The organism is Flavobacterium aquariorum (assembly GCF_003254745.1).
Lineage (GTDB): Bacteria > Bacteroidota > Bacteroidia > Flavobacteriales > Flavobacteriaceae > Flavobacterium > Flavobacterium aquariorum.
On record NZ_QKXH01000006.1, the window covers coordinates 143500 to 157838 of the forward strand.

Consider the following 14339-nt stretch of genomic DNA (forward strand, 5'->3'; position numbering starts at 1 on the left):
TTTTTTAAAGTGAATAAATAATTGTCTTAACAGTATAACATGAGAATTGCAATAATATCAGATATTCATGCCAATTTCCCTGCATTGGAAGAAACATTAAAAAGCATAGAACAACAGAATATTGATGCAGTTTATTGCTTAGGGGATTTGGTCGGTTATAATTTATGGCCAAATGAGGTCATCAATGAAATCCGTAAGAGGCATATACCTACTCTGGAAGGCAATCATGACGTAAAAGCTGTGGATATACATAGTATGGCATCAAAAGATTCTGATAGTTATGCGTATCAAATCGTTGGTAAAGAGCAAATAGAGTACCTTTCAACGCTACCGGCACATATAAAATTGGAATATCAAGTTATTAATAAACTGATTATGATATTAATGGTGCATGGTAGTCCTTACAGCAATAGGGAATACTTACTTGAAGATAAGGATGAAAAAGACTTCACTGATATTTTCCTCGATAGTGGAGCTGATGTCATTCTTTGTGGACATTCCCACAAGCCCTATCATCGGGTAATGAAAAATCCCGATAAATTAGGCGGTTATTTTCATGCTATTAATGTTGGATCTGTGGGTAAGCCCAAAGATGGAAATCCAAAATGTTGCTATGCAGTAATCACCATAAATAAAGACAGTGATTTTTCAAAAAAAGAGAGCATAGAAGTAGAATTTGTCCGAGTGGCATATGATATTGAAAAAGTAGCTAAAGCCATTGAAGATAGTGAATTGCCAAATAGTTATGCGCAAATGTTAAGAGAGGCATACTAACTTTACCCATATAAAATTAGCATGGAAAGCTTAAAAATGTTTTTGCGTACTATTACCAATATTAGCGATGCTGACTTTGAAAATACAATTAAGTATTTTCAAAGTCAGCATTTAGCTAAAAACAGCTATTTTGTATTACCCGGAAAAATATGCCAACAGGTTGCTTTTATAAAGAAAGGAACGCTTAGAACATATTATTTAAATGAAAATGCCGAGGAGGTAACGTCTTGTTTTTGCATTGAGAATAGCTTGACGACTTCATATAAAAGTTTCATTTTACAACAACCTTCAGAACTTGCTATTCAAGCCATTGAAGATACTGAGCTTTTAGTTATTGATTACGCTGATTTACAGAATCTATACCAGCAAAGCGTGGTTTGGCAGAAAATCGGAAGAACAATAGCAGAAAGACAATATATTGTAATGGAACAATATGCTAGTGTTCTATGCAATGAAACGGCAAAAGAGAAGTATTTACGTCTGCTCAAAGAACAGCCATCTATTTTAAACAAAGCATCTATAGCGGATATTGCCACTTATCTTGGCGTAACCCGCAGAACACTCAGTCGGATTAGAAAAGAAGTTACACAATAACATTTGAGGACAAATGTCCTCAAAGATATAATCGCTGTCCATTACTTTTGCTTTATAATAAAATCAAAAACAAATGGAAACAGCAATTGTCATTACATCTATTTCACTAATACTATTTTCAATTCTGGCTCTCTATGACGGTTTTTATCTACATATTTTCAAGTATAAGCTTCACAATCAATCTGAAAGTAAAGCAGAACATTACACACATACCATAAGAGCAGTCTTATTTCCTGCAATTCTATATTTCTTATTCTTAAAACAGGACTGTATTATGAGTTTTATAATTGGTTTGACAATTGTAGCTCTTGATATTTTTGTTATGGCAGTTGATGCTTTTATAGAAAAAGACAGTAGGGAATTTATGGGAGGACTTCCACGCTGGGAATATATACTTCATCTATTTGTCAATGGATTCCATTTTGCTTCAATTGCAGTTTTTCTATCCATTAAGGTAAATGTTAAAAATGATAAAATAGCAATTTTATCTAATTTTGACCAATATCAAAACTATCAAATTTTTGATGCAATAGTAATTAATCTTTTGCCAGGTGCTATTCTAATTGCACTTCTACATCTATTTTTATGCATACCAAAAACAAGATATGTTTGGGATAACTTAAGAGCCAAAATTCAATGTTGTTGATCTTTTTAAAAGAGATAGCTCCTATACAATCACAGTCTGGAATGATTTAAGTATCATAAGTACTTCTCATCATTTAGCTCTTCTTCATCGGGTTTTTTAAAGTAGTTTAATTCCCGTTCCAATTTTTTTTCATCTTTTATGTTTTGCTTTATTAGTGCTATAATTAATAGAATAGCACCAATAAAGACTATCGATAATATTAGCCAGTTGATTTGCATAATATTTGTATTTAAGCGTAATAGTATATTTTGTCAAGTATTAAACGAAACTAAATAAGTTGTTTCGTTCTCAATTTAATAAAGCTCTTCATTTAGGAGTGTGGCTTGGGGAGCGGTCTTATTTTAGCGGTTACTTTTCATTTTTGAGTAGTATAGTTTTTTTATTCTTAGCAATCAGTAATCATGAGAATTTAGATGTCATAAAGATAAGTATAATAGTCAATGTTTAGTCATAATGTATTGATAATAAGATGTTTGTTGTGTGCTAATGATAAGTTAAAAATCAAAATTAATCTTTTGAGTAATAGAAGATTTGTATGCAGTAAATATGAAAACATTCATCTTCGATAGGTAAATTTGTATTCTTGATGGGTAATTATATTCTTCCGTGTATAATCTTAAAATAGAAGTTAAAAAGGAGTGACATTTTTTTGTAATTTGTAGTATATTTACCTTGATATAGGAGTTTTTTCAAAAGAACATTTTTAAAATAGTATAATATGTTATCAAGAACAATTGAAACGCTAAAATACATACTACAGGAATATCGTTTTTATTTCTGCATTATTATATTTTTATTATCTCTCTTAGTTTATAATCGATATGAGATTTTAATTGTAGAGAAAAAACGTCTTGAGATAGACAAAGAACTGTATCAGCTTGAAGTCAAGTCCGAAAGAAGACAAAAGGAATATGATGAAAAAATGAAACAGCAGCAGGCAGAAATTGAGCGTATGATTAAAGAGATCAAGTCGCATGAGTAGAACTTGTAATCGATTTCGTTCAACACAGATTTTTTGCCAGCTACACTCCATAATATGATAGATTACTAAAGCCTAAACTTTCGGTTAAACTATTTTCAAGTACAAAACCAATTTTTCATTAAGTCTACTGCTCAAATCCGTTATAACAGATATTGTGCATTATTGCTTTAATTATTCTATTTTTATAAGGCAATATTTAAAGTTTGTTTTCTCAACTATTGAAAAATTTTTCCAAGTTATTTTATAATCTTTTAATAAATCCAATTTATAAAAATGTTGTTTTTTGCATGTCCAGTGTTCTTTTGATTGAATGTTACACCAAATATTATTTTCGTTTAATGTGAATTTCGTTTTATCAATTTTACTATAATTCCAACTTGAATCAATACGATTAAGAAGAACCCCATTATGAAAGGAAAAATGTTTATCAATATTTTCTTTTTCAAAAACATTTTTTTCAAAATAGGATTTATCATTTGTTAAAATAAATACATACCCGCATTTATAATTCAAATTCTTTAACTTATAATTTTCAATTCTAAAGATATCTTTTCTAAAACTAAATCTTCCAACATCGGCAGCTCCATGCTCCGTTAAAATGTAATTTTCTTCATTAAACAAAGTGTTTGTTTTTTTCGTTTTGTATTTTAATTCGATAGGATAATAATTGCCATATGTATCGATAACTATTATATCTATTGGAGCCCTAACAGTTGTTTTCATACCATTTCTATTTACCATTTCTAATTCTACAGGTCTTTCGAGACGAATTTCAAACTCAGGATTAATTTCTTTAATTTTAAATGCTAAAGCTAATTTTAAATCATCTTCAGAATGAAATATTGGTCTCTGTTTTTGTAGTTCAATAACTGATTTTTCAAAAAAATCCATATTTATATTTTAGTTGTTTTTTTTGCAATTATACACAAAATCAGTCTGTTTTAAAAAAAAACACAAACCTCGTGAGAATACTATAATTGAGTTTTTTTCTTTGGTAGCTTTGCAAATACTTTCTGAATTTAAAGTTGATTTTTTACAGTCTGACTTTTAGCTGTAGGCTTTGGGACTAAAGTAAGCCCATTCGGTGTATTTTTCACCTGATCGCGAATTGAAGAAGCAAATCATTCCAAATACAGAACCAGCTTTACATTAAGTTAGCAGCTGTATGCACAGTTTTTTTTATTTCTTATTCAAATTAGGTTCCGTATTTGTTACTTCTTTTATATATGCTAATAAGTAATATTCTAATCGACATATATCTCCCATAATTCTTAAATCGTTCGGAGTTCGACTAAGTTTGTTCACATCACATTTAAAAGTTGAACTGATTATATAAAATTTTTCAAGATGATTACATTCTGAAAATGCAATCCCTTTTGAATTTTCTTTGTAAAAACGCATTCCAGCACTATGACTACCGTTTTTTTCTATACCATTAATAAATTGCTGAACTCGGCTTGTCAATCCTTTTCTAGCATTACTCATACCTACATAAAAAATGTCACTGGGTTTAACTACTTCTCCCTCAAGATTTCTGTCAGAAAATGCTAAAAGATATATTCCAGGATAATTTCCATCTTCAATATTTTTACAATTTTCAAGAAGTGGCTTCCATTTCTTACCTAAAATTTGTTGGATTTTCTCTTCCATAAATTAGGATCTCTTTTTTTAGTTTTTTTTATTGAAATTATATATTAGGTTCTGGTAATCAGTAAGTTTGTGTTAAAATAAGCCCATTCTTCGGATTTGCCCAATCATACCAAATACAAAACCAACACCTTATTAAGCCAAATGCCCAAATCCGTTGTAGCTGTTGTAGGATGTTTTATTTATGCGCAACAAATTTTTCACTCGTTGCAAATACAGGTTCAATATTAGCTCTATAAATTACTTTTTGATTACCGGTAACTTTTAGTTCAGAACTCTTCACCATAGATATATAATGAATTGAATAATCTTCGTTTAACGAAACAAAAACTAACAAGTCAAAATTGCAAGTCTTTACATTTCCTAAATGTGGCGCTCCTTTTTGCCAATAACGAGTTTTTACTTCTACACCAACAGATTTTGGTAATTCCCATTTGTTAGAAAACTCATCTTTCAATATTCCATTTAGATCGCACTCACTAACGCGATTTTTTGAAAATTCTAGTTTTTCAAAGAAATATTCTACGTTTTTCTTGGCATGATATTCTCCGAGATCTGCAATTAGTTTTTTGTAACTAAATCCCAAGTTTTCTTCTTTTATAATCTCCGTAATTTTTTTATCGATAGAAAGTTTTTGTTCTGCGAGAGCAATAATTTCATCATTGTCAACTTTCGGCTTTATAATCATTTAGTTTCTTTTTAAGCATTATTGTCACAAAATATCGCACGTCTTGGCACTAGCGGGTTTGGGACTAAATTAAGCCCATTCTTCGGATTTGCCAAATCATCCCAAATACAAGACCAACTTTCTATTAAGCCAAATGCCCAAATCATAGGAGTGGCTGTTGTGAGCTGGCTATTTTATGGACTGTAATTCAGTTAAATATTGTCTGCAGTATTTTCTTTCGTGATTGTTATTAATATTCTTAACTATGTTTTTTCCAGCACATATTACTAAACCTACTTCTAAAGCTTCTTTTATATATTCTAAGTTGGTTGCATTAGCATTTTCTAAAAGGATATATGCAGATAATCCACAAGCAACAGTTTCAATGCCATATTCTGTTAATTCTCCTGACCAATCCGCAAAGTTTTTTTTATAAGAATCACTAAACTCATTCGGACTTATACCTTTTCCAATTTTATCATATATTTTATCCAATTCACTTTGAAAAGTAGACCGTTTGACTTTAAAATCAGGTTTGTTTCTTATTTCAATTACTTTATCAATACTAATTTTAGAAAAGTCTAATGGTAAATTATATTGAATTATGCTTTTAGCAACTTCTATTTTATTGTCATTAGCGACATCTTTTGACCTTATTGTCATAGATAAATTATCTAAATATCTGTTGTCAGTTATTGGTGAAGCCTCTTTTTCGTAAGCTTCTTCTTGAGCTAAAAAAGTCATATATACTTCACCTAAACTTTTGGAAATATCAATTCCGTATTTAGAATCTTTTGCTAATCCGTTTTGTTGACAAAACCATTTCCAATTCGAAACATATTTTTCGTCAAATAGGGTATAGGTTTGTTGTTCTTTATTCATCCAATTTCTAACAATATTTGGTGAATGTAATTCATCAGCAAATGAATGAGGATTTTCCAAAACTTTAGTTACATAATCAATTGCTTTGTTTGTTGCTCTCATTCCAGCTCCAACGCCAAGTCTTTGTAAATTCAATAAATCTGTTTCAGATTGCAATTTTTTATATAATTCTGATAGAAAATCTATTCCAGTGTCTGGAATTATTGGACTAAAGTTGTCTATATACAAAAGTGCAAACTTGAGCCAATTTAAATCACTAGATTCAAAATTTGGATAATATATTAGGTTTTTCATTTATTAGTTAGGTTTTTCTTTAGCTTGCTCACAACGGTTTGAAGCTACCCGAAGGTGGCGATTACGAAGCACTTCACTGTCAGCCAAGCACAAACTTTGATAGATGCACAAAGCTTGATTTAACCACTGAACCGCCACTTTTGGGTAGGTGCTGTTAGGTGCTGCCCTTCTTTTCTGTCGTGTTGTTGTCTGCCTATTTTACTCCTGTCTTGGTGCGTTGGCTTGGTGGCTCTTTTGCAAAACTTGGCTTTAGTGGGGGGGTGTGCGGTTTTGCAAATGTGCCACCAAATGCGTTGGCTAAAATTAATGAACTATTGTTTGATTTTTACAACTCATATTGTACAAGATAGTTTAAAATATCAAATGCGTAAACAATTCTTTCTGCTCGTTCAGATGCTGATAATTTATTTTTTTAGTTTTCATTTTTTGTTCCATACTATCTAAATCTGAGCTGTGTTTTAATTCTACTCCAACTACCGCTGGGCCTTCTTCTCTATTATTTTTTTTGGTAAACTGGAAATAGGTAATATCATCATTTTCTCCTAAAACATCATTTACAAATTCTTTTAATGCTCCTGGTCGTTGTGGAAAGTTAATGATGAAATAATGCTTCAATCCTTCAAACATCAAGGATCGCTCTTTTATTTCTTCCATTCTTGTGATGTCATTGTTGCTTCCGCTAACAATGCACACCACATTTTTACCTTTGATTTGGTCTTTATACGAATCCAACGCTGCAATACTCAATGCACCGGCTGGTTCTACAACAATGGCTTCTTCGTTGTACAATTGCAAAATTGTGGTGCAAACTTTCCCTTCGGGGGCTAAAACGATATCATCTAAAGAGTTTTTACAGATTTCAAATGTTTTGTCGCCCACTCGTTTTACGGCTGCTCCATCTACAAATTTATCAATGTCCGTCAATGCAGTATTTTTACCGTTTTCCAACGATGTTTTCATAGAGGCTGCTCCTTGTGGTTCTACGCCGATAAGTTTAGTTTCTGGACTCAATTGTTTAAAAACCGAAACGACTCCTGCAGCCAAACCGCCACCACCAATTGGAAAGAATAAAAAATCAATCTTACATTTGCTGTCTTCCACAATTTCCAATCCTACAGTTCCTTGTCCGGAAATAACCAATTCATCATCAAACGGATGAACGAAAACCGCCTTATTCTTCTGGCTGAAAAGAAGGGCTTCATTGAAGGCATCGTCAAAAGTATCACCTTTCAACACAACCTCTACATTTTCTTTTCCAAAGAGTTTTACCTGCTTTATTTTTTGTGCAGGCGTAGTAATAGGCATATAAATAACGGCTTTTATGTTCAGTTTTCTACACGCAAAAGCCACTCCCTGAGCGTGATTTCCGGCACTTGCACATACCACGCCTAGTTTTATATCATTTTCGGAAAGCGAACTGATTTTATGATACGCACCACGCAATTTATAGGATCGTACAGGTTGTAAATCTTCCCGTTTCAAATAAACCTGAGCAGCAAATCGCTCGCTCAGGTTTTCGTTTTTTACAAGAGGCGTATGCACCGCCACACCTTTCAGATTTTCGGCTGCCTTTTGTATTTGTGCTAAATGTATCATTTGGTTTGAGGTCTTAATTTTCGTACTTGCATTCCAGTTTGCCACAACTCACTTTGTTGTATTTCTTTAAGTTCTGCGTTGAGTTTTTCTCTGTAATCAGGCTTGCTGTTGGCTTCGATAACGATGGCTGCTTCTTTACCTGAAAGCACGTCATCATACAGTTCATTAAAAACAGGCGTGGTAGCTTCTCTAAATTTACCTTTCCAATCCAATGCTCCTCGTTGTGCAGTGGTACTGCAATTGGCAAACATCCAATCCATTCCGTTTTCAGCTACCAAAGGCATTAAACTTTGGGTCAATTCTTCTACGGTTTCGTTAAACGCTTCACTTGGCGAATGTCCTCGCTGACGAAGCACATTGTATTGTGCTTCAAAAATACCTGCGATAGCTCCCATCAAAACGCCTCGTTCGCCAGTCAAATCGCTGTACACTTCTTTTTGAAATGTGGTTTCAAACAAATAGCCAGAACCGATAGCGATGCCTAATGCCAATGCTTTTTCTTCAGCTTTTCCGGTTGCATTTTGAAAAACGGCATAACTGGAATTTAAACCCTGCCCTTTTAAAAATAAGGTTCTTAACGAAGTTCCCGAACCTTTGGGAGCCACCAAAAACACATCTACATCTTTAGGTGGCACGATACCTGTTTTTTCATGAAAAGTAACGCCAAAACCATGTGAAAAATACAGGGCTTTTCCTGTTGTCAAATTTTTTTTCATCGTTTCCCATGCTTGTATTTGCCCTGCATCTGATAATAAATTCATGAGTAAAGTGCCTTTTTCGCAAGCGGTTTCCACTTCGAAAAGGGTTTCATTTTCTACCCAACCATCAGCAAGTGCTTTGTCCCAACTCTTTGTCCCTTTTCGTTGTCCTACAATTACTTTTACGCCATTATCTTTCAAATTTAAGGCTTGTCCCGGACCTTGCACGCCGTATCCAATGACTGCAACAGTTTCGTTTTTTAATATTTCTCTTGCTTTCTCTAATGAAAACTCTTCTCGTGTTACGACATTTTCCATTACGCCGCCAAAATTTAATTGTGCCATTTTTTATTGTATTATTTGTTTATTATTTTTTTTCAAATTCTTTTAAATAAGAAGTTAAGTCTTTCATAGGTTTGGTAACTGCCACTCGACCTGAACGGGCAAATTCCAGAATGCCAAATGTTTTCAGTTTTTCAAACAAAACTTGTATTTCTTCTTTGTGCCCTGTTTTTTCAATGACGATAAAGTCGGGATCTACGGTGAGAACTTTGGCACTATTTTCTCTAACCACTTGCTCTACATTGTTAGATTTAAGTTCTGTTGTTTTGATTTTATATAGCGCAATTTCCTGATGTACTACTTCATTATCTTCATGTACAAAGGCTTTCAGAACATCAATTAATTTATCGATTTGCCCAACAACTTTATCTATTTGTTCTCTGTTTGTTCTCAAAACGATAGTGTAACGATGCACATTTTTAACCTCTGTTTCAGAAGCTGTGATGCTGTCAATATTCAAATGTCGTCTTGTAAATATGATGGTGATGCGGTTGAGCATTCCGATTGTATTTTCCGTAAATATGGATACGGTAAATGTTGTGTCAATTGTTTTCATTTTTTATTTTTAATTATTGCAATCGTATTTCAGCTACCGAAGCTCCTGTGGGAATCATTGGGAATACATTGTCTTCTCTAGCCACTTTCACTTCCAACAGGTACGCATTTTCTGTGTTTAAAAGTTGGTCTAATGCGTTGTTCAACTCCTCCTGTCTTTCAACTTTTTGACCTTTGATATTGTAAGAGGCTGCTAATGCAACGAAATCAGGACTTTGTATGTCGGTAAACGAATATCTTTTTTCAAAGAACATTTGTTGCCATTGCCGCACCATTCCCAAGTAGCCATTGTTCAAAATAATGATTTTAACGCCAATGTTATTTTGCATCATCGTTCCCAATTCCTGCAAAGTCATTTGGAAACCACCATCGCCAATAATGGCCACCACTTGTTTTTCGGGATTAGCCATTTTCGCTCCAATTGCTGCCGGTAGCGCAAAGCCCATCGTTCCCAATCCACCAGAAGTAACATTGCTTTTGGTTTGGTTATACTGATAGAACTGTGCCGCCATCATTTGGTGTTGCCCCACATCGGTTACAACGATTGCATTGCCCTTGGTTTTTTGAGAAAGTAAATCGATCACCAAATCCATTCTAAGTTCATCTGAAAATTCTTTTTCTCTATTTTCTGAAAGTACCTTCAATTCATTTTGCTTAGCCTGATGAAATTCATCCAACCATTGTTGATGATTTTGTTTTTCTACCAAATCCGTTAAAACGGTTAGTGCTTCTTTGGCATCGGCTACAACAGGAGCATCGGCTTTTATGATTTTATTGATTTCGGCAGTGTCTATATCAACATGAACCACTTTTGCTTGTGTTGCATACCGGGAAACATCACCTGTAACACGGTCGTCAAAACGCATTCCCACGGCAAGCAACACATCGCACTCATTGGTTTTTACATTGGGTGCATAATTGCCATGCATGCCTACCATTCCAACAAATAAAGGGTGATGACTTGGAAAAGCTCCTAATCCCAAAAGCGTAGAAGCCACCGGAATACCCGTTTTTTCAACAAAATCCAATAGTTCTTCTTCCGCATTGGAAAGCATAATTCCTTGTCCGACAATCATCAAAGGTTTTTTTGCCTCGTTCAGTAAATTTGCAGCAACTTGCACTTGTTCTTCATTCAATTTTGGCCTTGGCTGATAACTTCTGACAGAGTTACATTTCTGATAAGAAAACTCAATCGCTTCAAACTGAGCATCTTTGGTGATGTCCACGAGTACTGGACCAGGACGACCGGATGAGGCAATGTAAAATGCTTTCGCCAATGTTGTTGCTATGTCTTCTGCTTTAGTTACCTGAAAATTCCATTTGGTTACTGGCATCGAAATACCCATGACATCGGTTTCCTGAAAAGCATCCGTTCCCAAGAGGTGAGAAGCCACTTGTCCGGTGATGCAAACCAGTGGTGTAGAATCGATTAAAGCATCGGCTAAACCTGTAATTAAATTGGTAGCTCCAGGGCCCGACGTAGCAAATACAACCCCTGTTTTCCCTGAGGTTCTGGCATAGCCTTGAGCTGCGTGTACAGCACCTTGCTCGTGTCGTGTCAAGATGTGATTTACTTCTTCAAGATGATGAAATAAGGCATCATAAATTGGCATGATAGCACCGCCTGGATAACCAAATATCGTTTTTACTCCTTCAGCTTTCAGGCTTTGTATCACCGCTTCTGCACCTGTTATTTTTAATTCCGTTGTTTTCATTTTTTAATTATTTATCGGTTACACACCCCAATGAAGCACTCGAAACGCATTGTGCATATTTGTACAAAACCCCTTTACTTGCTTTCAATGGAGGTTGTTTCCATTCTGCTTTTCGTTTTTCCAATTCCTGTTCAGATACTTTTAAATTGATCGTATTATTTTTTGTGTCAATCGCAATTAAATCTCCATCATTTACCAAGGCAATTGTTCCACCTACAAAAGCTTCCGGAGTGATGTGTCCTACCACAAAACCATGCGTTCCACCCGAAAATCTACCGTCGGTAATTAAAGCCACTGAATTTCCCAATCCTGCACCCATAATGGCGGAAGTAGGTTTTAGCATTTCGGGCATTCCCGGTCCGCCTTTTGGTCCGCAATAACGGATTACTACCACATTACCGGGTTTTACTTCTCCGTTTCTCACACCATCAATCACTGCATATTCATCGTCAAATACTTTGGCTGTTCCTTCAAAATAATCGCCCTCTTTGCCACTTATTTTAGCTACACTTCCCTCGGTAGCTAAATTTCCGTAGAGCATTTGCAGATGTCCATTTGCTTTCACTGGATTTTCCAATGGAAGAAATACTTCCTGACCTTCGGTTAAATCTTCCACAGCTTCCAAATTTTCAACAATTGTTTTTCCTGTAACAGTTAAACAATCTCTATGTAATAAGTTGTGTTTCAATAAATATTTCATTACTGCTGGAACACCACCTGCTTCGTGCAAATCTTCCATGAGGTATTTTCCACTCGGTTTTAAATCTGCTAACACTGGAACACGGTTACTTACCTTTTGGAAATCATCCAAAGTCAATTCCAAATCCACCGAATGTGCCATAGCTATCAGGTGCATTACGGCATTGGTAGAGCCGCCCAAAACCGTTACCATGGTCATGGCATTTTCAAAGGCTTTTCGGGTCATGATGTCTTTGGGTTTAATATCTTTTGCCAACAACACTTTGATGGCTTTTCCTGTATCAAAACATTCCATTTTTTTATTGCTGCTCAACGCAGGATTGGATGAACTGTAAGGTAAACTCATTCCCAAAGCTTCAATAGCCGAAGCCATCGTATTTGCTGTGTACATACCGCCACAAGCACCCGCGCCAGGACAAGCGTTTTTGATTATACCTTTGTAATCTTCATCGGAAATGGTGTTGCTGAATTTTTTACCTAAAGCTTCAAAAGCTGAAACGATATTGAGCGATTCTCCTTTCCATTTTCCAGAATGGATCGTTCCGCCATAAACCATGATTGCAGGACGATTTAATCTTCCCATGGCGATGATAGAACCAGGCATATTTTTATCGCAACCTACTACCGCCAATACTGCATCGTACCATTGGGCACTCACCACCGTTTCTATGGAATCGGCAATCACATCTCTGGAAACCAAAGAAAAACGCATACCGTCAGTTCCGTTTGATATACCGTCACTCACACCAATGGTGTTAAATATCAATCCTACTAAATCCTCTTGTTGCACACCAGCTTTTACTTCTTTAGCCAAATCGTTGAGGTGCATGTTGCAGGGATTTCCTTCGTAGCCCATACTCACAATTCCCACTTGTGCTTTTTGCAAATCGTCTTCGGTTAAACCTATTCCATAAAGCATGGCTTGTGCTGCAGGTTGGGTTTCATCTTGTGTGATGGTTCTACTGTATTTGTTGAGTGTTTTCATTAGTTTAAATTGAGCTGTTTTAAAGGTTCTCGTACCAAAAGTGAATAAGCATCTTGAAGTTTTTTACCTAAGGAATCATTCCATTTTTTTGGAAATTGATAAGTGTCCACCGATAATATACCCACTACCTCGGCAGCCGTTCCGCAGTAAAAGGCACTATCAGCTTGAAAAAGATCTTTTCTGGTAAATTTTCCTTGATGCAGTTCCAGACCTAATTGCTCGGCTAACTCCAAAACAGTGGCTCTGGTGATGCCCGGAAGGATGTTTCCTAATTGAGGCGTGAATAATTTTCCGTCTTTTTCAAAGAACAAATTCGCACCCGGACCTTCGGCTAAAAATCCATCGCTATCCAAAAGAAAGGCTTCGTCGAATCCATTGTCTTTTGCTTCGTTGGTTGCCAAAATCGAATTGACATAATGACCGCAGACTTTCGCTTCAATGTGGATGGATTTTGGATGTGGACGGCAATAGGAGGAAACCGTTAATCGTAGTAATTTTTCTCCCAAATACGCTCCCCAGTCCCAAGCGGCAATCATCACCGAAACGCTGGTAGGTTTTGACAAACTCATATTTTGTCCACAATACACCAATGGTCGGATGTAAGCATTTTTTAAATTGTTTTTTTCCAGTAACTCGTAAGTAGCTAGGACTAATTCTTGAACAGTGTAATCGAAAGGGATTTTTACCAATTCGCAGGATTTTTTCAAGCGTTCATAATGTTCTTCGGCTTTAAATACTTTAGTTCCATTTTTGGTTTCATAAGAACGAATACCTTCAAATGCACCGTAGCCATAATGAAGCGTTTGACTGTACAAATCGGTTGTAGATTCGTTAGCCTTTACAAATTTTCCGTCCAAAAAAAGGACTGTTTCGCTGTTTGAATACATATTTATATTTTTTATTGAGTTGATAATTGATTTTTGGGAATAAAAAAAGCCTTTCCCGAAATGAGAAAGGCTTACAATTTGGCATAAAGCAGCATCTCTCACGGTGGCGAGCTAATAATAATGCTGATAATAATAGTGTTGTTATATGATTTCATTTTGTTCTTTTTAGTTTAATGTCAATAAAAAAAGCCTCCTGATTTCTCGGGAGGCTTTCAAATATATCTTTTAGATTATATCAAAATTATTCCTCCCCAATATGTGAAATCACATCCGCAATAATAATAGAAGAAATAATAATTGAATTGTACATTTTTTTCTGTTTTCAGGTGCAAATTTAAGTGTTTTTTTTTGATTTGCAAATTTTTTATACCTTTTT

Annotated in this window: 15 protein-coding genes; 4 read left to right on the forward strand and 11 right to left on the reverse strand. The window is 35.0% G+C overall.

The genetic code is table 11. The features are described 5' to 3' along the window. The first annotated feature begins 39 nt into the window (after positions 1-39). The 3 genes from DOS84_RS10785 to DOS84_RS10795 all read left to right on the forward strand — a co-directional run bounded on the left by DOS84_RS10785 (position 40) and on the right by DOS84_RS10795 (position 2014). Positions 40-774: a metallophosphoesterase family protein gene (locus DOS84_RS10785; RefSeq protein WP_111410133.1), complete on the forward strand. Its 735-nt coding sequence runs from the start codon at positions 40-42 to the stop codon at positions 772-774. 21 nt (positions 775-795) lie between these two features. Beyond that, complete coding sequence (locus DOS84_RS10790; RefSeq protein ID WP_111410134.1) at positions 796-1368, forward strand: Crp/Fnr family transcriptional regulator; 573 nt, start codon at positions 796-798, stop codon at positions 1366-1368. 73 nt (positions 1369-1441) lie between these two features. Further along, complete coding sequence (locus tag DOS84_RS10795) at positions 1442-2014, forward strand: hypothetical protein (protein ID WP_111410135.1); 573 nt, start codon at positions 1442-1444, stop codon at positions 2012-2014. A 53-nt stretch (positions 2015-2067) separates the two neighbouring features. Here the strand turns inward: DOS84_RS10795 and DOS84_RS19085 are convergent, their stop codons facing one another. Then, on the reverse strand, positions 2068-2232 hold the full coding sequence (locus DOS84_RS19085; RefSeq protein WP_165818131.1) for a hypothetical protein: 165 nt from the start codon (positions 2230-2232) through the stop codon (positions 2068-2070). A 500-nt stretch (positions 2233-2732) separates the two neighbouring features. On the opposite strand from DOS84_RS19085, the gene DOS84_RS10800 reads away from it, so the two are divergent. Then, positions 2733-2996, forward strand: a complete 264-nt coding sequence (locus DOS84_RS10800; RefSeq protein ID WP_111410136.1) for a hypothetical protein — start codon at positions 2733-2735, stop codon at positions 2994-2996. Between the two features lie 171 nt (positions 2997-3167). On the opposite strand, the gene DOS84_RS10805 is transcribed toward DOS84_RS10800, so the two are convergent. From DOS84_RS10805 to DOS84_RS10850, 10 genes are all read right to left on the reverse strand, one after another. Next, positions 3168-3887, reverse strand: coding sequence for a hypothetical protein (locus DOS84_RS10805; RefSeq protein WP_111410137.1), 720 nt, complete (start codon positions 3885-3887; stop codon positions 3168-3170). 288 nt (positions 3888-4175) lie between these two features. Further along, positions 4176-4646 carry a hypothetical protein gene (locus DOS84_RS10810; RefSeq protein ID WP_111410138.1) on the reverse strand — a complete coding sequence of 157 codons (471 nt, stop codon included), beginning with the start codon at positions 4644-4646 and terminating at the stop codon, positions 4176-4178. 175 nt (positions 4647-4821) lie between these two features. Further along, complete coding sequence (locus tag DOS84_RS10815) at positions 4822-5331, reverse strand: hypothetical protein (protein WP_111410139.1); 510 nt, start codon at positions 5329-5331, stop codon at positions 4822-4824. A 168-nt stretch (positions 5332-5499) separates the two neighbouring features. Further along, positions 5500-6486 (reverse strand): hypothetical protein, encoded by a 987-nt coding sequence (locus DOS84_RS10820; RefSeq protein WP_111410140.1) that lies wholly within the window; start codon positions 6484-6486, stop codon positions 5500-5502. Positions 6487-6837: 351 nt separating this feature from the next. Continuing rightward, positions 6838-8082: a threonine ammonia-lyase IlvA gene (gene ilvA, locus DOS84_RS10825; RefSeq protein WP_111410141.1), complete on the reverse strand. Its 1245-nt coding sequence runs from the start codon at positions 8080-8082 to the stop codon at positions 6838-6840. After that, positions 8079-9125: a ketol-acid reductoisomerase gene (gene ilvC, locus DOS84_RS10830; RefSeq protein ID WP_111410142.1), complete on the reverse strand. Its 1047-nt coding sequence runs from the start codon at positions 9123-9125 to the stop codon at positions 8079-8081. Before ilvC ends, ilvA begins: the two co-directional genes overlap by 4 nt. A gap of 22 nt (positions 9126-9147) precedes the next feature. Next, positions 9148-9678, reverse strand: coding sequence for an acetolactate synthase small subunit (gene ilvN / locus DOS84_RS10835; protein ID WP_111410143.1), 531 nt, complete (start codon positions 9676-9678; stop codon positions 9148-9150). A gap of 13 nt (positions 9679-9691) precedes the next feature. Continuing rightward, positions 9692-11392 (reverse strand): biosynthetic-type acetolactate synthase large subunit, encoded by a 1701-nt coding sequence (gene ilvB, locus DOS84_RS10840; protein ID WP_111410144.1) that lies wholly within the window; start codon positions 11390-11392, stop codon positions 9692-9694. A gap of 7 nt (positions 11393-11399) precedes the next feature. Continuing rightward, complete coding sequence (ilvD, locus tag DOS84_RS10845) at positions 11400-13076, reverse strand: dihydroxy-acid dehydratase (RefSeq protein ID WP_111410145.1); 1677 nt, start codon at positions 13074-13076, stop codon at positions 11400-11402. Next, entirely contained in the window at positions 13076-13963 is an 888-nt protein-coding gene (locus DOS84_RS10850; RefSeq protein WP_111410146.1) for a branched-chain amino acid transaminase, read from the reverse strand. Before DOS84_RS10850 ends, ilvD begins: the two co-directional genes overlap by 1 nt. Positions 13964-14339 lie beyond the last annotated feature (376 nt).